Here is a 19,970-nt window from a genome sequence, read left to right as displayed (position 1 = left end):
CCTCAGGCGATCGTGGCTTCTAGGGTCTCGGCCACCGGTTCATGAACAGCATCGGCAGTCATGTCAACGGCGGGGACTGCGCAGCCCATGCTGCGGTAGGCGAGGAGGAGGGCGCCCAGCATCGAGAGCTCGTTCGCGGATGAGGAGACGAAGACCTCGGGCGGGCAGGGCACGTATTCCTCCAGCGCAGTGCGGAGCGGGGCCAGGAAGGCCTGGGACGCGGCACGGGTGGCCACTCCCCCTCCGATGGAAATCCTCTCCGGGTCGAGGACTACGGCGAGGTTCACCACCGCATGGACGAGCTCGGCGATTGCCCCCTCCGCGAGGCGTCTCATCTCCGGACGCACCGCGTCACCGGGCCCGGAACGACCCGCGAGAGCGAGGACCTCTGAGGCGTCGATGTGGCCGACGCCGAGGGCGGCCGCACGCCGCGTGAGCGCACGGCCGGAGATCAGATCCTCCAGCGGCGCTGATCCGCTGCGGTGCCCGGCAGGGCGGGCCGGCGCCGTGGGCAGCAGGTAGCCGATTTCGAGGGCTGCCCCGTGGGCTCCCATCAACGGCCTGCCCTCGATGACGGCGCCCGCGGAGAGGCCGGTGCCGAGGTTGATGTACAGGCCACACTGGGTTCCGCGCAGCTGCCCCCACTGGTGCTCGGCCATGGCCGCGGCCTTGACGTCGTTGGCCCACGCGACCTCCTGCACGCCGAGAGCGGTGGACAGGACGTCCGCAGGAACGGAGGATTCCATGCCCGGGTTGTTCGGGACGAGGCCAATGCCCTCCTCGGTCACGACGCCCGGAGTTGCCAGGCCTACCGCCGCTGCCCGCACGGGACCGCCCGCGTGCAGCGCTGCGGAGGCCGTGGCCTCGCGGTAGCACTCGAGGACCTCGGCGAGCGTCTCCTGGGCCGGACGGCCGGACCGGGAGCGATGCGTGGCCACGGCGAGGAGGCGTCCGTCAAGGTCCGCCGCGCAGACCTTGACCTTGGTCCCCCCGATGTCCACGCCGATCGCCAGGGGGATGGGAGCGCTCACGCGCGGACCTCGTCGAGGTGGATCTCGGCGTCGACCTCGTTCGGCTCGACGGGCAGCGGGCCGAACGGCCAGGTCTTCTCGCGCTTGGCCCAGACGAGGAAGAGCACCACGCCGAGGGCGACCCAGCCGAGGGAGAGCTCGATCGGGTGCAGCCCCGGAGCGTTGGCATCGGAGTAGAGGTAGACCGCGATCCATCCCGCCCCTGCGACGATCAGGGGCAGCGGGTAGAGCCACATGCGGTAGGGCCGCACCATGTCCCGCCGGCGGCGCAGGAGCACCACGGCCGCGATCTGGCCGAGAGCCTGGACGAGGACCATCACGGCGGTCAGCAGCTGGATCAGGGCGGAGATGTCGGTGAAGCGGCCGATGAGGAAGCCTGCCATCGTGCCGACGCCCATAGTGATCAAGCCGGCGATCGGGAACTCCTTGGTGGGGTGGAGCTTGGCGAAGGCCTTGAAGAACACCCCGTCCCGGGCCGCGTCGTAGGGGACGCGCGAGCCCGCGAGTAGGCCGACCAGGAGGGAGGCGAACGCGGTGACGAGGATGAAGACGGTCACCACCGCGGCGGCCCCGGGACCCCAGGTTCGCTCGAGGAGGAGTGAGACGACCGAGGTGTAGGCCTGGGAGCCGGTGTCGAGCATCTCCTGCCACTTCACCACGCCCAGGACACCGATCTGGGTGAAGAGGTAGATCACCATGATCCCGAACACCGAGAACACGACCGAGCGGGGGATCGTCCGGCCCGGGGACTTCATCTCGGCGCCCATGTAGGCGGCGGTGTTGTAGCCGAGGTAGTCGTAGATCCCAATCGTCAGGCCGGCCACGAAGGCGACCCAGAACCCGCCCGAGGAGATGTCGAACGCCCCTGCAGGGAAGTCGAAGACCTGGGCGGCGTTGAAGTGGGTGAAGCAGGCGAGGATGACGGTCAGCACTGTCGCGACCATGATCACCCACAGCACCACCGTGAGCCGGCCGAGAGATTCGATCCGCCGCCAGAGCACCACGGTGATCACCGCGATCAGCGCCAGCCCGACCACATTCCCGGTCATGTCATCCATGCCCGGGATGAGGTATCCGAGGTACTGGACGAAGCCGATGACGCCGGTGGACATGATCAGCGGGATGAACAGCACCGCGGACCAGACGAAGAGGAACGGCATCAGGCGGCCTGTCCGGCGCTTGAACGCCTCGCGCAGGTACACGTAGGTCCCGCCCGAGCCCGGCATGGCCGCGCCGAGCTCGGCCCAGACCAGCCCGTCCGCCAGCGCGAGGACCGCGCCTGCGATCCAGCCGACCACGGCCTGCGGGCCTCCGAAGGCCACGATCATGGCCGGGATGGTGATGAACGGGCCGATCCCGACCATCTGCGACATGTTCATCGCGGTGGCCTGGAAGGAGCCGATGCGGCGCCGCAGCTGCGGCGCGCGGTCAGGGAATGACGCCATCGTGGATTCCTTGCTGGAAGAGGGAGGCCGCAGCCCGAGAGGAAGACGGGCCTTGCGGCGAAGCCCCTTGATCGTAAAAGACTTTTCCGATCAGCGTCAAGGGAGTGCGCGGCCGCTCACGCGCACACCTCTTTCTCAGAGCGCTGAGGAGAGCTTCTCCCAGGCGAGCTGGAGGGCCTTCTCGGCGCCTCCTTCCAGGATGGCGTCCTCGCCTGCCCTGCTGACCTCGACCGGAGGGGCTTCGAAGGGGAGTGCTGACTGCAGCTCAGCGCGCACCGCGCGAGCGAAGTGGTCACCGCCATGCAGCCCCACGCTGCCGGCAAGGACGATCAGCGGCGGGTCGACCGCGACGGTGAAAGCACTCAGCGCGAAGGCTGCGAGCGTGCCCTCCTGCAGCACCACGGCCTCTGCCTCAGGGCTGCCCTCTCTGGCAGCCTCCATCAGCTCGGCGACGGTGCCGAAACGAGCCCCGGCGCGTGCCGCCTGCTCGAGCATCGCGTCAGCCGAAGCGGCCTCTTCGAAGGCGCCGCGGGCGGATGGGCCGTCGTTCTCCTGCCCAGCGGCCCGCGTGGCAGCAAGCGGCAGGAACGCGATCTCGCCTGCCATGCCATGGGTCCCCGAGAGAGGCTGCCCGTCCCGGACCACGGCCGCTCCTACGCCGCGGCCTATGGAGAACAGCACAAAGTCACCCTGGCCGGCGTCCCGACGCGCGCGAGCCTCGCCGAGCGCGGCGAGATAGACGTCCTTCATCACCAACAGGCCCGACCCGAAGCGGGCCCGAAGAGCGTCCAGAGTCCTCGCGTCGCCCCAGCCCGGCAGGTTCGATGCGTGCTCGAGTACGCCCGACTCGGGGCGGACGACTCCGGGACTCCCGACCACGGTGAAGGCGATCGTCCCGGGCCTGAGGCCTGCCTCCTCCACCACGTGCTCAAGCCCCGCATCGAGCGCCGCAAGAACACCGTCCGCGGAAGGAGATGCAGGGCGCTCGCGCCACGTGGCCGCCCGCGTCCCGTCGAGACCCGTCAGAGCGAGGCGCACCCACTGGGTTCCGACATCGACGCTGAGCACTGCACCCGCCGAGTTGTCAATCCCCCACACGACGGGCGCCTGCCCGGACTGGCCGGACCGCAGGCCCCGTTCCTCCACGAGCCCGGCATTCTGCAGCGCCCTGAGCGCAGAAGCGACCGTCGGCTTGGACAGAGCAGTCCGGCGCGCCAGTTCGGGGACCGTGGCCGCACCCGAGGAGATCAGGTTCTCCAACACGACGCGCCCGTTCGCGCGCCGCAGGTCACCGGCCCGAACACCTTGCAGCAACGAAGTCAATGCCGCCACCTTTCTGCTGCGCTACCGCCCTGCACTTCTCCCCTCAGGCTACGTCGCCGTCCCGGCCGCCAAGGCCACAGGCCATGGGATGGACCCTGTTCCCTGCCCTCACCCGATGGGCCGGCGGGGTTCACAGAATCCACAGCCTTCACTCTGGACACGGCGCGCTGATAGCCTCGACCCCGCGCGGCATGCCGCCACTGCTGGGGAGTGGTGCGGAAGTCGTTGTCGCGCCAGGGCGCCCGGGCTCCGTGATCAACGGGCCCGGGCGTCTCGGTCGTCGGGATTGCCGCAGCATGCGGCGGCTGCGCGGTGACGTGGGTGGGCCCCGTGGGTCTCGAACCCACGACCCGCGGATTAAAAGTCCGCTGCTCTACCAACTGAGCTAGAGGCCCGGCGCCCGGCACGCGCCGGACGGCACAACTCTAGCGCAGGGCGACCGCGCGCCGTCGTGCGCCCGGGGCCGGGCCGCGGACCCCGCATGGGCACTCCCCCGCGAGAGGAGTACCGTACTGGGCATGAACGAGGCAGCCGCATGAGCGAGAACCCAGCATCCAGCGGGTCGGGACCGGTCAGGCACCACAAGCCGAAGCCGTTCGCGCCGGTCGACTTCGAGCCCTTCGCGGGCGGCGCCGACCCCGCCCGCGTGTCCGAGGCAGCGCACCTCGCCGCGCAGGCGCTCGTGCGCCGCGGACGCGAGAGCGACGACCCCGAGGTGACCCGCAGGCTCGTCCGCCTGGCCGACGAGCAGGGCCTCGACGCCATCGCCGAGATGTGGTCCGAGAGCCCCGCGCGGTCCCTCCCGGGCGCCCTCTGGCGACTGTATGCGCTGCGGGCGGCGACGAAGCAGGACCCGGAGCGCATCTCGGTGTACTTCACGGCGGGCAAGGACACCGCCCAGGTCTCGCACGCCGTCGCCGGCGTCGCCGAGCCTCCCGGGGCCGAAGAGCTCACCGCAATGGCGGACGCGATCCTCTCCGGCGCGTTCGACGGCGAGTTCGACGTCGCGCTCGAGCGCTCGGCGGCGTTCTGCCGGGTCGTCGCTCTCGGCCAGGCCACGGTCGCGGACAGCGCCGAGTGGGCCAATTCGCAGCATGCGACCAAGCTCACGCGCAGCGCCCACCAGCTCGTGAAGACGGCCGAGGACCTCGAGGCCTCCGCCAAGGCGTGGCGGCGCGGGCAGCTGGACTGAGCCCCCAGGCTCGCACCCCCTGCCTATGCACACGGAGCTGTCAACCGGGTTGACTCTCCCCCAACGGCCGTAGAACACTGGTGGTGGCGTCGGACCGCGGCACCCCCGGGCTCCAACTCTCAGCCGCTTCGAGCGGCCTTCCGCCGAGAGGCGGTCCCGGTTCGGCGCCTTTGCTTCCCTCGCTGGGGGCCCGCGCTGGAGCGGGCCCGGCGAGGATCCAGCCCGCGCAGGGCGTTCATCCCGGTCACGTAAGATTCGATGGGCCGGCATCCCGCTGGCACGAGGCCATCGCGCCGGGGACTGCGGCGGCCGGAAGGCCGCATCGCCCCGCTCGGAGACCCATGAAGTTCAGGCTGTTCCCCCAGGAGACGGCAGGCCTCGAGCTGCTCGCCTCCATGGCGCAGCAGTCCATGCTCGGGGTGCAGACGCTCTCCGAGATGTTCGGCGCCGAACGCGCCGACTACGAGAAGCTCGTGGACACCCTCACCGCGAACGACGCCCGCACCACCGAGTTCCGCCGCACCCTCCTCACCCGGCTCCGCACGAGCTTCGTCAACCCGCTCCCCCGGGAGGACCTGCTGATCCTCTCCGAGTGGCTCTCGCAGGCCGTGGGGCACCTCGTGGCCGTCGGCGAGCTCATCCAGCTGCACCGGATCGACAGGCTCCCGTCCGAGGCCGCGGACATGCTGGACATCGTCAACCGACAGGCCGAGCTCACCACCGCGGCCATGCGCGGCCTCACGCGGCTCGAAGACCTCGAGGACTACTGGGCGGACATCGTCCGGCTCTCCAAGCGTGCCGAGCGCACGTACCGGGTGTGGAGCGCGAACGCCCTCCGCGAGCTCTCGATCACCCAGTTCGCCCGCACCGTCGAGGTCGCCCGGTCGCTGCTCGAGGCGGTCCACGCGTTCCAGTCCGTGGCCATCCAGGTGGGGCGCATCATCGTCAGGGAGTCCTGACGTGGCCGCTGCGCTCGTCGGCGCATCGATCGTGCTGGTGTGCGCGTTCGGCTTACTCAACGGCTTCCGCGACGCCTCCAACGCGGTGGCCCTCACGGTCCGCACCCGCGCGCTCACGCCGGGGATCGCCGTCGTCCTCACGGCGGGGTTCAACGTGCTCGGCACGCTTGCCGGGGCGTGGCTGCTCAGGGCCTTCGGGACCGTGTTCGTGACCGTCCCGGCCGGCAGCGGTGGGCTGACTGCGCTGGCGGCGGCGCTCGTCGCGGCGACCCTGTGGGGCGTCTACGGCTGGTGGAAGGGCTACCCGTCCTCGTCCACCCACGCGCTCGTGGGCGGCCTCATCGGGGCGACCGTCGCCTCGGCGATCCTCGGCGGCCACCTGCCGGGCGGCCTCGACCAGGTGTTCTGGCTCGCGATCGGGCTGCCGCTCATCCTCTCGCCCCTGCTCGCCTTCGGCGCCGCGTTCGTCCTCACCCCCGCGGTGACGTGGATGGTCCGCCATACCCAGCCGAGCCAGGCGCACGCCGGCCTGCGCGCCGCCCAGTCGGTGGGCGCGGCCATCGTGGCCTTCGGGCACGGGCTCCAGGACGGCCAGCGGCTCGTGGCGCTCCTCGTCCTCTCCACGCTCGGATCCGGCGCAAGCTTCGACCACGTCCCCGTATGGGCCGCCGTGCTGGGCGCGCTTGCGCTGGGCGCGGGCACCCTCGCCGGCGGCTGGCGCATCACCTACACGCTCAGCCACCGGCTCGTCCGCATGGACCCCCTGCGGGCCTTCGTGTCCCAGCTCGTCACGAGCGCGATGCTCGCCTTCGGCTCCCTCGGCCTCCACATGCCGCTCTCGACCACGCACACGGTGGTCGCCTCCGTGCTGGGGGCCGGGGTGAACCAGGACTATTCGTCTGTGAACGGTCCGCTCGTGGTGCGCCTCATCCGCTTCTGGCTCGTCGCCCCGCTCGCGACGGCGGCCCTCGGCCTGGTCTTCGCGCTCGCCTTCGCCCCGCTCGCCGGCCTCAGGTAGGCGCCGGACGAAGACGGCGGCCCGCCGCGCCCGAGGCGCGGCAGCCCGCCGTCGTCCGCTGCAGGTCCGACGATCAGCCGAAGCGGCCGGAGACGTAGTCCTCGGTGGACTTCTGGCCCGGGTTGTTGAAGATCGTGGTCGTGTCCGCGTACTCGATGAGCTTGCCAGGCTTCCCGCTGCCGGCGATGTTGAAGAACGCCGTCTTGTCCGAGACGCGGGCCGCCTGCTGCATGTTGTGCGTGACGATGACGACCGTGTAGTTCTCCTTGAGCTCCTCGATGAGGTCCTCGATCGCGAGGGTGGAGATCGGGTCGAGGGCCGAGCACGGCTCGTCCATGAGGATCACGTCCGGCTTCACGGCGATCGCACGGGCGATGCAGAGGCGCTGCTGCTGGCCGCCCGAGAGGCCGGAGCCGGGCTTGCCCAGACGGTCCTTGACCTCGTTCCACAGGTTCGCGCCCCGCAGCGACTGCTCGACAAGCGAGTCCGCGTCCCCCTTGGAGAGCTTGCGCCCGTTGAGCTTGACGCCGGCGAGCACGTTGTCGCGGATCGACATCGTGGGGAAGGGGTTGGGGCGCTGGAAGACCATGCCCACGTGGGTCCGCACGGCCACGGGGTCCACGCCGGGGCCGTAGAGGTCGTCGCCGTCCAGGAGGACCTCGCCCTCCACGCGGGCGCCGGGGATGACCTCGTGCATGCGGTTGAGCGTGCGCAGGAACGTCGACTTGCCGCAGCCGGACGGTCCGATGAAGGCGGTCACCGACTTGGGCTCGATGTTCATGGTGACGCCCTCGACGGCGCGGAAGTCGCCGTAGTAGACGTTCAGGTCCTTGACGTCGATTCGCTTGGACATGGTTTCCTTCGTAGTCGGTGCGTGCCGTCAGCGGCCGGTCTTCGGGGCGAAGACGCGGGCGATCAGCCGGGCGATGAGGTTCAGGAGCATCACGAAGATGATGAGCACGAGGGCCGCGCCCCAGGCGCGCTGCGTGCTGGGATCCGGGTTGGACGGCGAGGTCGGGTTGAGGATCTGCGTGTAGATGAAGGTCGGCAGCGAGGACATCCAGTCGGAGAACACGTTGAGGTTGATCTTCGTCGCGAACCCCGCGGTGACGAGGATCGGTGCCGTCTCGCCGATGACGCGGGCGATCGCGAGGGTGACGCCGGAGGCGATGCCGGAGATCGCCGTCGGGATCACCACCTTGAGGATGGTGCGCCACTTCCGCACGCCGAGCGCGTACGCGGCCTCGCGCAGCTCGTTGGGCACGATCCGCAGCATCTCCTCGCTCGAGCGGACCACCACGGGGATCATGAGCACCGACAGCGCGACGGCCGCCACGAAGCCGGTCTTGGTGCCGGGGCCGAGGAGCGTGGCGAAGAAGGCCGCGGCGAACAGGCCCGCGACGATCGAGGGGATGCCGGTCATGACGTCGACGAAGAACGTGATCGCCTTCGCGAGGGGGCGGCCGTTGCCGTACTCGACGAGGTAGATCGAGGTGAGCAGGCCGATCGGCACGGAGATGATCGTCGCCCAGAGGGTGATGAGCAGCGTGCCCATGAGGGCGTGGTAGATGCCGCCGAGCACATGGGTGCCGTTGTTGACGGACTCGTTGTCCTGGATGCCGCTCACGCCGTTCATGGACGTGCCGAGGAAGCCCGGCGTCGTGAGCCCCTTGAGGCCCTCGACCACCACGGTCCACAGGACGGAGACGAGCGGGAGGAGCGCGATGAGGAACGCGCCGACCACGAGGCACGTGGCGAGCTTGTCCTTGGCCTTTCGGGGGCCCTCGACCGCGGCGCTCCAGCCGGCGTAGACCACCGTGAAGGCGATCGCGGCGAAGATGCCCCACCCGAAGAGGCTGAAGCCGACGAGGGAGGCTGCGGCTGCGCCGACCACGAGGGCGACGGCGAGCGCGGCCCAGGGCGCGAAGCGGGGCAGGCGGTTGCGGGTCAGCGCGGAGCTGCGCCGCTGGAGGACGGTCGTGGCCATGTCAGTTGGCTCCCGAGAATTCCTTGTGGCGGCTGATGACCCAGCGTGCGATGACGTTGACCAGCAGGGTGATCACGAACAGCACGAGGCCCGCCGCGATGAGCGTGCTGAGGCTGAGACCCGAGGCCTCAGGGAAGTTCAGGGCGATCTCGGCGGCGATGGTCTGGTTGCCGGACCGGATGAGGCTCGCGATGAGCGGCCCCGAGGAAAGTACGAGCGCCACGGCCATGGTCTCTCCGAGCGCGCGGCCCAGGCCGAGCATGATCGCGCTGATGACGCCGGGCCGGGCGAACGGGAAGACGGCCATGCGGACCATCTCCCAGCGGGTCGCGCCGAGGGCGAGCGCGGCCTCCTCGTGGAGCTTGGGCGTCTGGAGGAAGATCTCGCGCGAGATCGAGGTGATGATCGGGATGACCATGACGGCGAGGACGATGGACGCGGTGAGGATCGTCTTGCCGGTCGCCGAGGGCGGTCCGGCGAAGATCGGGATCCACCCGAGCGACGAGGCGAGCCAGGTGTAGCCGGGCACGACGGCGGGGGCGAGGAACAGGATGCCCCAGGCGCCGAAGATGACCGACGGGATGGCCGCGAGGAGGTCGATGATGTAGCCGAGGACCTGCGCGAGCTTGCGCGGGGCGTAGTGCGAGATGAAGAGCGCCACACCGATCGAGATGGGCGTCGCGATGACGAGGGCGATCGCCGCGGCGATCACGGTGCCGATGACGAGCGGGACGATGTAGGCCCAGAAGCCCTGGCCCCCTGCCACCTGGTCCTGCGGGGCGACGAGCGCGGGCACGGCCTGGGCGACGAGGAACGCGGCGACAGCGAACAGGACGACGAGGATCACCACGCCGGCCGCGAGGGCAGCGCCGGAGAAGATCCTGTCGCCCGAGGCACCGCTGCTGGCTCCGAAGCGGCCGCGGCCCTCGGACTGCTCGGAGTTCGTATCGGTCTGGGTGGTTGTCACGTCCGGTCCCTCGAGTGCGGCATCGAGATGCCCGCCGTCAGTTCTCGTCATCTTGTCACGTCCTCTGGTACCCAGTGCAATGCCCGCCCCGGCCGGAATCGGCCGGGGCGGGCAGGCACGGCGCGGAAATTAGGACTTGACCTTGATCGAGTCGATCGCGGTCTTGGCCTTGGCGGCGAGGTCCGAGGAGAGCGGGGCGCTCTTCGCGGCCGAGGCGGCGGCCTTCTGGCCGGCGTCGGAGACCACGTAGGTCTCCCAGGCCTTCACGAGGTCGGCCGTGGCCTGGTCCTTGTAGGCCGTGCAGACGACGTGGTACGACACGAGCACGATCGGGTAGGCCGAGGAGTCCGTGGGCGTGCGGTCCAGGTTCAGTGCCAGGTCGTTCGCGGCGCGGCCGGCAGCCGGCTTGGACAGCGCCACGGCCTTCGCGGCACCCTCGGCGGAGAGTGCCACGAACGTGTTGCCGACCTTGACCTTGGCCTTGCCCAGGCTGCTGGTCACGGCGGAGTCATCGGCGTAGGCGAACGCACCGGGGGTGTCGGTGACGGTCTTGACGACGCCGGAGGTGCCCTTGGCGTTCTCGCCCGGGAGCGAGGACGGCCAGGTCTGGGCGCCCTTGTCGGTCCACACGGACGGGGCGGCGGCCGCCAGGTACTCCGTGAAGTTCTGGGTGGTGCCCGAGTCGTCGGAGCGGTGCACGGGGGTGATCTTCAGGTCCGGGAGGCTGACACCCGAGTTGTCCGCGGCGATCGCCGGGTCATTCCACTTGGTGACCGTGCCGCGGAAGATCTTGGCGATCGTGTCCGGGGTGAGGTTGAGCTCCTTGACGCCCGGGACGTTGAAGGTCACGGCGATCGGGGAGATGTACACCGGGATGTCCATTGCGCCGTCGGGGCCGCAGACCTGCTTGGCGGAGGTGAGCTCCTCCGGCTTCATCGCCGCGTCGGAGCCGGCGAACTGGCTCGCGCCGGAGATGAAGGTCTTGCGGCCGGCGCCGGAGCCGTCCGGCGAGTACTGGACGGTCACGCCGGGGTTGGCCTGGGTGAAGCCCTGCTTCCAGGCGTCGATGGCGGAAGCCTGGGCGCTCGAACCGGTGCCGGTGAGCGTGCCGGTGACCTTGGAGCCGGAAGCGGCGGCGGTGTTCTGGGTGCCGGTCGCGTTGTCGGAGCCGCAGGCGGAGAGCGCGAGCGCGCCGGCAGCGACGACAGCGACGGCCGAGAGGCGGCCGAAACGGAGTGCCTTCACGAAGATTGCCCCTTCTTGGGTGGTGTGGGTGCGTACGAGCCGTACTGTTGTCGAAGCTAGGGCCGACAGGTAACGAGTCTGCGCGCGCATGGTTAACGAAAGATGAACTGCACGCGGATTCGCCGTGACCCTTGGCCCTAAGACTTGCCATCTTCATCACACCGCACTAATGCACCATCCCCGCGGCCCCTGCGGGCCGGGGTCGCTCCCTAGACTTGGCGTCTATGGACACGAAGGGCGCCCCGGCCGCGGCGCGGGCGTGGTCGATCGCGCGCGACTACCTCAAGGACCTCCAGTCCTCGGGCACCGTGCGGGTGCGCCGGTCCCTCATGCCCGCGGTCGGCATGACGCTCGGCGCCGTGCTGGCGTACTTCATCGCCGAGTACGTGCTGGGGCACACCGCCCCGATCTTCGCGGCCACCTCCGCGCTCGTCTCGCTCGGATTCGGCCGGGACCTCACGGTGCGCAAGGTGCTCGAGGTGGCGGTCGGCTGCACGCTCGGCATCGCCGTGGGCGACCTGCTCATGCACCTGCTGGGGGCGGGGCTCTGGCAGGCCGGGGTCATCCTGTTCATCTCGATCCTGCTCGCGCGGTTCATCGACCGCGGGGTCATCCTGGCGACCCAGCTCGGGGTCCAGTCGCTGTTCGTGGTGCTGCTGCCCCCGGCAAGCGGCGGCCCCTTCACGCGCAGCCTCGACGCCATCGTGGGCGGCCTCATGGCCCTGGCCATCACGGCCCTCTTCCCCCGCGATCCCCGGGTCCAGCCCCGGCGGGACCTGCGCGAGCTCGTCGACACGTTCTCCACGATGCTGCGCGAGTGCGCCGGCGCCCTCGCCGAGGCCGACTCGACCCAGGCGTGGCACGCCCTCGTCCGGGGCCGGGGCTCGCAGGGCAAGGTCGACGCGATCCGGGCGAGCCTCGTGGCCTCCTCGGAGGTGGCGCGGCTCGCCCCGGCGTACCGGCGCCACCGGGCGGAGCTCGAGGAGATCGAGACGGCGGTCGAGTACCTCGACCTCGCCCTGCGCAACGGGCGGGTCGTGGCGCGGCGGCTCGCCTCGGTCATCAACAACGCGGCCCTGGCCGAGGGCGCCGCGGAGAGCATCGCCCAGCTGCTCGAGGACACTGCGGATGCCCTCGAGGACGTGGCCCGGGGCCTCATCGCCGAGCGCCAGGAGGAACGCAGCGCGCAGATGCGCTCGGCCCGGCTGGCCCTGTCCGAGATCGCGGCCCGCGTGCACCCCCGCAAGCTGCGGGTCGAGCGCCTCGAGGGCGAGGCCCTCGTGATCCTGCTGCGGCCCATGGTCATCGACCTGCTCGAGGCCACCGGCTACGACCGCCAGGAGGCGGTCGCGCTCTTGCCGCGCCTCTAGGCTCGCGGGCCGGCGCCGGGTCCGCCGTGCGAGAAGTGTCGGCACCCTGCAATAGCCTTGGCGCATGGCGACCAAGACCTCTACGCGCACGGCGGCACGCTCCGGGAAGGCACCGGGCTACCGCTGCGCCGAATGCGGCTGGACCACCGCCAAATGGGTGGGCCGCTGCGGGGAGTGCCAGGCGTGGGGCACCGTGGAAGAGGTCGGCGGAGTCGTGGCCCGGACGACGGCGGCGGCGACCGTCCTCGAGGCAGCGCGCCCGATCGCTGAGGTCGACGCGACGGACGCGGCGTTCCTGCCCACCGGGGTCGGCGAGCTGGACCGGGTGCTCGGCGGCGGCCTCGTCCCGGGGGCGGTGATCCTGCTCGCCGGCGAGCCCGGGGTCGGCAAGTCCACCCTCCTGCTCGATGTCGCGGCCAAGGTGGCCGGGGGCGGGAAGGACGTCCTCTACGTCACGGGCGAGGAGTCCGCCGCCCAGGTCAAGCTGCGCGCCGAGCGGATCGACGCCGTCGCTCCGCGGCTCTTCCTCGCCTCGGAGACCGACCTGTCGCAGGCCCTCGGGCACGTCGAGAAGGTCGCCCCCCAGCTGCTCGTCGTGGACTCGGTGCAGACGCTCTCGAGCCCGGAGGTGGACGGGAGCGCGGGCGGTGTCTCCCAGGTGCGCGAGGTCGCGGCCTCGATCATCGCCGCCGCGAAGCGCCGCAACATGACCACCCTCCTCGTCGGGCACGTGACGAAGGACGGCTCGATTGCTGGCCCGCGGCTGCTCGAGCACCTCGTCGACGTGGTCTGCCAGTTCGAGGGCGAGCGCCACTCGCGGCTCAGGCTCCTGCGCGCCGTCAAGAACCGGTACGGGCCCACGGACGAGGTGGGCTGCTTCGACCTCGCCGAGACCGGGATCATGAGCGTGGCAGACCCTTCCGGGCTGTTCGTCTCCCGCACCAAGGACCCGGTCTCGGGCACGTGCATCACCGTCACCCTCGAGGGCCGCCGGCCGCTGCTGGCGGAGGTGCAGTCGCTGCTCGCGGAGTCGGCCACGTCGCAGCCTCGGCGCGCCACGAGCGGCCTGGACTCCTCGCGCGTCTCGATGCTCCTCGCAGTGCTGCAGCAGCGCGCGGGCTGCCTCCTGCACAAGGACGACACCTACGTGGCGACGGTGGGCGGGGTGCGGCTGAGCGAGCCGGCCACCGACCTCGCCGTGGCGCTCGCCGTCGCGTCCGCCAAGACCCGCACGGCGCTCCCCCAGCGGCTCATCGCCTTCGGCGAGGTGGGCCTCGCCGGCGAGGTCCGCCCGGTCCCCGGGATCGGGCGGCGCATCCAGGAGGCGCACCGCCTCGGCTTCACCCATGCGGTGGTGCCCGCGAGCCCGAACGGACCGGGCGAAGTGCCTCCGGGCTTCCGGGTCAAGGAGGTCAGCCACGTCGCCGAGGCCCTCGAGCTCCTCATCCCCGGCGCCGAGTAGGGCCCGGGTCGTGCCCGAATCGTTGCCTTCCGCGCCCTGACAACCGTCTCCGCCCGCGACACGCGCGGATACCATGGGAACCGTGCTCCGCGCCACGCGCGGCGCAGGAAAGGGAAACACTCATGGCTCGGACCCCCGAGGACGTGCTCAAAGCCACCTTGGCCCGGGTCGCACCCGGAACAGGCCTCCGCGACGGCCTCGAGCGCATCCTGCGGGGCCGGACGGGTGCGCTGATCGTCCTCGGCTATGACCGGACGGTCGAGTCGCTGTGCTCGGGCGGCTTCGAGATCGGGATCGAGTTCTCCCCCACCCGGCTGCGCGAGCTGGCGAAGATGGACGGGGCGATCGTCTGCGACCGCGACGCCCGCACCATCGTCAAGGCCGCGGTGCACCTCGTCCCCGACTCCTCGATCGAGACCCACGAGTCGGGCACCCGCCACCGCACCGCGGAGCGCGTCGCGAAGCAGACGGGCCTGCCGGTCATCTCGGTGAGCCAGTCGATGCAGATCATCGCGCTGTACGTGCAGGGCATCCGGCACGTGATCGAGAACTCCGAGCGGGTCCTCGCGCGCGCCAACCAGGCCCTCGCGACCCTCGAGCGCTACCGCGCCCGCCTCGACCAGGTCACCCACTCCCTCTCCGCGCTGGAGATCGAGGCCATGGTCACGGTCCGGGACGTCGCCCAGACGCTCCAGCGCCAGGTCATGGTCCAGCGCATCTCGGAGGAGATCGCCCAGTACGTCCTGGAACTCGGCGACGACGGCCGCCTCCTCGCGCTCCAGCTCGAGGAGCTCACCACGGGGCTCGGGCCGGGCGCCGACGTCGTAATCCGCGACTACGCCGGGGACGGGGTGCCCCTCGAGACCATCGACGCCGCCGCAGCGGCACTGACCCAGCTCTCGAGCGTGGACCTGATCGACCTCAACAAGATCGCGGGCATCCTCGGCTACGCCGGCGGCACCGAGACCCTCGATGCTGTGGTCCAGCCTCGCGGCTACCGTCTCATCTCCGGCCTCAAGTCCGTGCCCCGGGCGGTCTCGGATCGGCTCGTGGACCACTTCGGTGGACTCCAGAACCTCATGGCCGCGACGATCGAGGACCTCATGACGGTGGACGGCATCGGCGAGCAGCGTGCCCGCACCGTCCGCGAGGGCCTCTCGCGCATGGCGGAGGCCAGCCTGCTCGACCGCTTCCTCTGAGACGTGGAGCCGGGCGCTACTTGAGCTCGAACACGGCCTTGGAGCTCGTGACAGGGCCGAGCGAGGCCGTCAGCACGTAGATGCCCGGTTTCGGTTCGCCCGTCACGGCCTTGCAGCCCTCCGTGCTGCGCACGCGCTGCCACGGGAAGTTGGCCGTCTCGGAGCCGCCGGCGGGGATCGTCTTGATCAGGTCCTGCGCGTCGGCCTGGCAGTCCTTGGAGGAGAAGATGCGGTCCGCGCCGCTGACCACGAGGAACTCCATCTGCGTGGTGCCCACGTTGACCGCGCACGGGACCGTGTTCCCGTTGGTCACCTTGAGGGTGAAGACCGGCTTGTCCGCGGGCGCGTAGCTCGCCTTGTCCGTCGCCGCCGAGACAGAGATGAGGTGCGGGTCGCAGGCCGGCGTGGCGCTCGGGCTCGGGCTCGGGGCCGCGGAACTCTGGGCTGCCGAGGCGGACGGGGCGGCCGAGGACGACGCCGGCTGGCTGGCCGCCGCCGAGTCCGTCGCGGACGCGCTCGGGGCCGCCGCAGCGTCCGAGGACTGCGCCGGCCCGGGTCCCCCTGCACTCGAGCTCACGGCAGCCACTGCCGCCCAGACGCCGCCACCGAGGACGATCAGGATGAGGGCCATGAGGACGCCCACGGCGATGCGCCGGCGCCGGTACACCTCGGGGCTCTGGCGCCGCGCCCCCTTCGGTGTGCGCGTGCGTGCCCTGTCGTTGCCCTGCCCTGCCATGCTCCTAGGCTACGGAGCAATGGGCGGCCAGCTCCGCCCGGCGCGCCGCGGGCCGCTACAGTGGGACGCACCCCTCACCGTCCCGACCGCCGCGAGGCGTCCGTGTCCCGAAAGGCCCCCGTGACCGCTCCAGCCGCGACCCGCCGTCGTGCGCCAGGATCCGACGAGACCGCGTCCGGCGGGACCGGCGCGCTCGCGCACCTCCACACCGAACTCGCCGACTGGTTCTCGCGCGAGGCCCGGGACCTGCCGTGGCGTGCCGGCGACCGCACGCCCTGGGGCGTGCTCGTGAGCGAGGTCATGCTCCAGCAGACCCCCGTGGTGCGGGTCCTGCCGGTGTGGCGCGAGTGGATGGAGCGGTGGCCGAACCCGGCGGACCTCGCGGCCGAGCCGTCCGGCGAGGCGGTCCGCGCCTGGGGGCGCCTGGGCTATCCGCGACGGGCGCTGCGGCTGCACGCGGCCGCTGCCGTGATCGTGGCCGAGCACGGCGGAGAGCTGCCGGACACCGAGGAGGCGCTGCGGGCGCTGCCCGGGGTGGGCTCGTACACCGCGGCGGCCGTGGCCGCGTTCGCCTTCGGACGCCGGGCCACAGTGGTGGACACGAACATCCGCCGGGTGCACGCCAGACTCCTCGGCGGCGAGGCCCTGCCGGCCCCGGCGCTCACGGCGGCGGAGCAGCGCCGGGCGGCCGCACTGCTGCCGGGGGACACGGCCCTCTCCGTCGCGTGGAACGCGGCGGCGATGGAGCTGGGCGCCGTGGTCTGCACGGCCCGCTCCCCCCGGTGCGCGGCGTGCCCCGTCGCCGCCGAGTGCGCGTGGCGCGCCGCGGGCGAGCCGCCGCCCACGTACACGCCGCGCGGGCAGGCATGGCACGGCACGGACCGGCAGGTCCGCGGCGCGGTCATGGCCGTGCTCCGGGCCGCCGAGCATCCCGTGGCCCGGGTCCTGTTCGAGGCGCCCGTGCCCGGTGCTGCGGGGCCGCCGGCAGGGGGTGCCGTGACGGCCGCGCTGGGCAGGCTGCATGCCTTGGGGACCGGCCCCGACCAGCTTGAGCGCGCCGTTGCCGGGCTGCTCGCCGACGGACTCGCAGTCGAGGAGGCCGGCCGGCTGCGGCTGCCCTGAACGTCCCGGGCATTTCGACACAGCTCACGCCCCCTTCGGCGCATTTCTGCCCTGTACCGGCCGTGAGTTGTGTCGATATGCCCTCCTACTCGCGGGCGCGCCCGTGCAGCCAGCGGATCATGCGCGTGTTCCCGAGGGTGTTGGGCTTGACCCGGGCGAGGTCGAGGAACTCGGCGACGCCCTCGTCGTGCGAGCGCAGCAGCTCGGAGTACACCTCGGGGTCCACGCCGGACTGGTCGGCCATGACCTCGAAGCCGTGCCGCTCGAAGAAGCCCACCTCGAACGTGAGGCAGAAGACCCGCTGTACCCCAACGTCGCGCGCCTCCCGCAGCAGCTGCTCCACGAGCGCGTGCCCCACGCCGCGCCCGCGCCACGAATCCGCCGCGGCGAGGGTGCGGATCTCGGCGAGGTCCTCCCACATGACGTGGAGGGCGCCGCAGCCCACCAGCTCGCCGTCCGGCGCCTCGGCGACGCGGAACTCCTGGATGGCCTCGTAGTAGGCCACCGACTCCTTCGAGATGAGGATCCGGCGCTCGGCGAGCGGGGCCACGAGGCGCTTGATCGCCGCCACGTCTCCCGTCCGCGCCCGCCGGAGGGTAAAGGGCGGGGCAGGTGCGGCGACGGTCTCGGTCATGCGCTCCATCCTAGTTCCGGCGCATCGAGGCGCCCGGACGGCGCGGGGCGGCCCCCCGCCGGCCGGGCGCCCCCAGCGCTAGAGGCCGAGCTCCTTCGGCAGTTCCCGGGACTCGCCCAGGACGTGCTCGGCGAGGAAGGCGGACACCACGCCGTACCAGACCTTGGCGTGCTGGGGCTGGAGGATCCAGTGGTTCTCGTCCGGGAAGTACAGGAACCGGTGCGGGGTCCTGCCTTCGTCGTCCGCGGCGAGCTGCGAGGCGGAGAGGAGCTCCCACCACAGGCGCAGGCCCTCGCCGATCGGCACGCGGTAGTCCTTGTCACCGTGGATCACGAGCATGGGCGTGCGGATCTCGCCGACCGAGTGGTGCGGGGAGTTGGCCTGCATCATGGCCTCGTCCATCTCCTTGGCCCAGTACAGCGCCATGTCGGTGGTCGGGCCGAAGGCGTCGAGGGCCCACAGGCTCGCGTGCGTCACGATCGCGCGGAAGCGGTCAGTGTGCCCGGCCACCCAGTTGGCCATGTAGCCGCCGAAGGAGCCGCCCATCGCCGCCGTGCGCTCGGGATCGAGGTCGCCGCGCCGGAGCGCCGCGTCGGTGACGGCCATGAGGTCCGTGTACGGCTCGGCGCCCCACCGGCCCCAGCCGCGGTCGATGAAGTGCTGGCCGTACCCCGTGGACAGGGCCGGGTCCGGGAGCAGGACCGCGTAGCCCTGCGCCGCGAGCAGCCAGGGGTTCCACCGCCACGTCCAGGCGTTCCAGGAGCTGATCGGGCCGCCGTGGATCCACAGGAGGAGGGGGTGCTTGCCGCCGTCGGGGGACTCCGCAGGGAGGGCGAGCCACGCGCGCAGCGGGGTCCCGTCCTCGGCGGTGGCCGTGACCTCCTCGAGGCGGCCGGGGATCTCCGGCCGTTCCACCGGGTTGCCCAGACGCGTGGTCTCGCCGGTCGCGAGGTCGATCCGCACGGCCTCGGGCGGGAAGAGGTAGGAGCTGCGCAGGGCGTACGCGGTGGCCCCCTCCGGCGCGACGAGGACGTCGGTGTAGGCCGCGTCGTCGTGCGTCACCGCGGTGGCCTCCCCGCTGGCGGGGTCGAGGCGGAACACGGGCGAGCGGCCGGCCTCGTCCGCGGTGACGAGCAGCGCGGAGCCGTCCGGGAGCCACGCGGCCGGGTGCGGCATCCGGTCCCACTCGGGCGCCAGGCGCCGCAGCTGCCCGGTCTCGACATCGAGGAGGTGGAGCTCGCTGCGGTAGGCGCTGGTCGGCGTCGTGTGCGGCTCGACGACCACGGCGACGGTCCGCCCATCCGGGCTCACCGGGCCGGCGGTGTAGTCCATCCGGTCCTCGGACAGCAGCGTGCGGCGCGTGCCGGAGGCGACGTCGATCGCTATGAGCTCGCTGCGGAGGTCGCCCTTCGCGAGCGGCTTGGCGACCGAGGCGTAGATGGTGCGGCCGTCGGGGCTCGCGTGCGCCTCGCCGAAGCGGAGGGCGGGGCCGACGTCTGCGGTGAGGCTGCGGAGCTCGAGCGCCGGGGCGGCGTCCACCGTGGCGGGCTTGCCGGGCTCGGGCGCGGCCGTCGAGCGCTCGACGGCGAACAGCCGCGGCTCGGCGGGCCCGAGGTCGGAGTCCCAGAAGCGCACCGGGTAGGAGGAGTGCAGGATCGCCGCGACCTTGGCCTCCTTGCGGCCCTTGCGGCGTGCCTCGTCGTCGGCCTCGTCGGCGCTGCCGGGGAGCACGGACGCCTGAACGAAGGTCGCGTCCGCCTTCTGGGCCGTGATGACGCGGTCGACGCCGCCCGCGCGGCTGAGCACGACCCTCGCCTCCCCGCCGGCGCGCGGCAGGAGCCAGAGCGCGTTGACGGGCTCCTCGTCGGGCTTGTCCGGGTCGGGCCGGGCCGAGGTGAAGTAGAGGTCCCCGTTCGCGGCGAAGGCGGCCCCCGCCTCGCCCTTGGCGCTGCGGGTGATGCGGCGCGCGGGGGCACGGCCGGCGGGGTCGATCTCCCACAGGGCGGTCCCGTACTCGGTGCCCTTGCCGTTCAGCGTCGCGACGGTGGTGACGAGCCGGGCGCCGTCGGGGCTCAGGGCCAGCCCGGAGAGGCGGGGCATGGCCACGTAGTGGTCGAGGTCGTGGAACGGCGTCTCCGGTCGGGCGGCTGGCTCTGCGGACGCGGGCGTGGTGCCGGCCATGGTGGCGGCGGCGGTCTCGGCAGTCATGCCTCCGATTCAACCCCGCGATGTGGCGTGAAGCACAGGGGCGTTCACTGTTGGTGAAACACTCCTTTCACA

Annotated in this window: 17 protein-coding genes and 1 tRNA gene; 7 read left to right on the top strand and 11 right to left on the bottom strand. The window is 71.6% G+C overall.

From position 1 onward, the window contains the following. Nucleotides 1–2: 2 nt before the first annotated feature. From ACVWWH_RS05530 to ACVWWH_RS05515, 4 genes are all read right to left on the bottom strand, one after another. On the bottom strand, nucleotides 3–1,031 hold the full coding sequence (locus ACVWWH_RS05530) for an ROK family protein (RefSeq protein WP_066494599.1): 1,029 nt from the start codon (nucleotides 1,029–1,031) through the stop codon (nucleotides 3–5). Next, on the bottom strand, nucleotides 1,028–2,476 hold the full coding sequence (locus tag ACVWWH_RS05525) for an APC family permease (RefSeq protein WP_457315918.1): 1,449 nt from the start codon (nucleotides 2,474–2,476) through the stop codon (nucleotides 1,028–1,030). Before ACVWWH_RS05525 ends, ACVWWH_RS05530 begins: the two co-directional genes overlap by 4 nt. A gap of 135 nt (nucleotides 2,477–2,611) precedes the next feature. Then, nucleotides 2,612–3,808 (bottom strand): ROK family transcriptional regulator, encoded by a 1,197-nt coding sequence (locus ACVWWH_RS05520; protein ID WP_066494598.1) that lies wholly within the window; start codon nucleotides 3,806–3,808, stop codon nucleotides 2,612–2,614. Between the two features lie 313 nt (nucleotides 3,809–4,121). Next, nucleotides 4,122–4,194 (bottom strand) — tRNA-Lys (locus ACVWWH_RS05515). Nucleotides 4,195–4,334: 140 nt separating this feature from the next. Between ACVWWH_RS05515 and ACVWWH_RS05510 the strand changes: the two genes are divergently transcribed. The 3 genes from ACVWWH_RS05510 to ACVWWH_RS05500 all read left to right on the top strand — a co-directional run bounded on the left by ACVWWH_RS05510 (nucleotide 4,335) and on the right by ACVWWH_RS05500 (nucleotide 6,968). After that, complete coding sequence (locus ACVWWH_RS05510) at nucleotides 4,335–4,991, top strand: hypothetical protein (protein ID WP_066494576.1); 657 nt, start codon at nucleotides 4,335–4,337, stop codon at nucleotides 4,989–4,991. Nucleotides 4,992–5,332: 341 nt separating this feature from the next. Next, the gene (locus tag ACVWWH_RS05505) at nucleotides 5,333–5,950 is read left to right on the top strand and encodes a nuclease PIN (RefSeq protein WP_066494572.1); all 618 of its coding nucleotides are present in this window, start codon (nucleotides 5,333–5,335) and stop codon (nucleotides 5,948–5,950) included. 1 nt (nucleotide 5,951) lies between these two features. Then, on the top strand, nucleotides 5,952–6,968 hold the full coding sequence (locus tag ACVWWH_RS05500) for an inorganic phosphate transporter (protein ID WP_066494571.1): 1,017 nt from the start codon (nucleotides 5,952–5,954) through the stop codon (nucleotides 6,966–6,968). 73 nt (nucleotides 6,969–7,041) lie between these two features. On the opposite strand, the gene pstB is transcribed toward ACVWWH_RS05500, so the two are convergent. The 4 genes from pstB to pstS form a co-directional block, all read right to left on the bottom strand. Next, nucleotides 7,042–7,821, bottom strand: a complete 780-nt coding sequence (pstB, locus tag ACVWWH_RS05495; RefSeq protein WP_066494568.1) for a phosphate ABC transporter ATP-binding protein PstB — start codon at nucleotides 7,819–7,821, stop codon at nucleotides 7,042–7,044. 27 nt (nucleotides 7,822–7,848) lie between these two features. Further along, complete coding sequence (gene pstA / locus ACVWWH_RS05490) at nucleotides 7,849–8,955, bottom strand: phosphate ABC transporter permease PstA (protein WP_457315917.1); 1,107 nt, start codon at nucleotides 8,953–8,955, stop codon at nucleotides 7,849–7,851. Nucleotide 8,956: 1 nt separating this feature from the next. Further along, nucleotides 8,957–9,922: a phosphate ABC transporter permease subunit PstC gene (gene pstC / locus ACVWWH_RS05485; RefSeq protein WP_457315916.1), complete on the bottom strand. Its 966-nt coding sequence runs from the start codon at nucleotides 9,920–9,922 to the stop codon at nucleotides 8,957–8,959. 129 nt (nucleotides 9,923–10,051) lie between these two features. Further along, on the bottom strand, nucleotides 10,052–11,167 hold the full coding sequence (gene pstS / locus ACVWWH_RS05480; protein ID WP_457315915.1) for a phosphate ABC transporter substrate-binding protein PstS: 1,116 nt from the start codon (nucleotides 11,165–11,167) through the stop codon (nucleotides 10,052–10,054). Between the two features lie 224 nt (nucleotides 11,168–11,391). On the opposite strand from pstS, the gene ACVWWH_RS05475 reads away from it, so the two are divergent. From ACVWWH_RS05475 to disA, 3 genes are all read left to right on the top strand, one after another. Then, a complete protein-coding gene (locus ACVWWH_RS05475; protein WP_457315914.1) occupies nucleotides 11,392–12,537 on the top strand; it encodes an FUSC family protein in 1,146 nt (381 codons plus the stop codon). A 64-nt stretch (nucleotides 12,538–12,601) separates the two neighbouring features. Next, nucleotides 12,602–13,999, top strand: a complete 1,398-nt coding sequence (gene radA / locus ACVWWH_RS05470; RefSeq protein WP_066494560.1) for a DNA repair protein RadA — start codon at nucleotides 12,602–12,604, stop codon at nucleotides 13,997–13,999. A 122-nt stretch (nucleotides 14,000–14,121) separates the two neighbouring features. After that, nucleotides 14,122–15,198 carry a DNA integrity scanning diadenylate cyclase DisA gene (gene disA, locus ACVWWH_RS05465; RefSeq protein WP_066494559.1) on the top strand — a complete coding sequence of 359 codons (1,077 nt, stop codon included), beginning with the start codon at nucleotides 14,122–14,124 and terminating at the stop codon, nucleotides 15,196–15,198. Nucleotides 15,199–15,214: 16 nt separating this feature from the next. Here the strand turns inward: disA and ACVWWH_RS05460 are convergent, their stop codons facing one another. Beyond that, nucleotides 15,215–15,934 (bottom strand): hypothetical protein, encoded by a 720-nt coding sequence (locus ACVWWH_RS05460; protein ID WP_066494558.1) that lies wholly within the window; start codon nucleotides 15,932–15,934, stop codon nucleotides 15,215–15,217. Nucleotides 15,935–16,054: 120 nt separating this feature from the next. Here ACVWWH_RS05460 and ACVWWH_RS05455 point away from each other — a divergent pair, with 120 nt between their 5' ends. Continuing rightward, nucleotides 16,055–17,056 (top strand): A/G-specific adenine glycosylase, encoded by a 1,002-nt coding sequence (locus ACVWWH_RS05455; RefSeq protein WP_457315913.1) that lies wholly within the window; start codon nucleotides 16,055–16,057, stop codon nucleotides 17,054–17,056. Nucleotides 17,057–17,141: 85 nt separating this feature from the next. Here ACVWWH_RS05455 and ACVWWH_RS05450 read toward each other — a convergent pair whose 3' ends face one another. Both ACVWWH_RS05450 and ACVWWH_RS05445 read right to left on the bottom strand, forming a co-directional pair. Then, complete coding sequence (locus ACVWWH_RS05450) at nucleotides 17,142–17,690, bottom strand: amino-acid N-acetyltransferase (RefSeq protein WP_066494557.1); 549 nt, start codon at nucleotides 17,688–17,690, stop codon at nucleotides 17,142–17,144. A 78-nt stretch (nucleotides 17,691–17,768) separates the two neighbouring features. After that, a complete protein-coding gene (locus ACVWWH_RS05445; protein WP_457316008.1) occupies nucleotides 17,769–19,871 on the bottom strand; it encodes a prolyl oligopeptidase family serine peptidase in 2,103 nt (700 codons plus the stop codon). Between the last annotated feature and the right edge of the window lie 99 nt (nucleotides 19,872–19,970).

Source organism: Sinomonas sp. RB5 (assembly GCF_054063535.1).
This window is presented reverse-complemented; position numbering and strand designations above follow the sequence as displayed.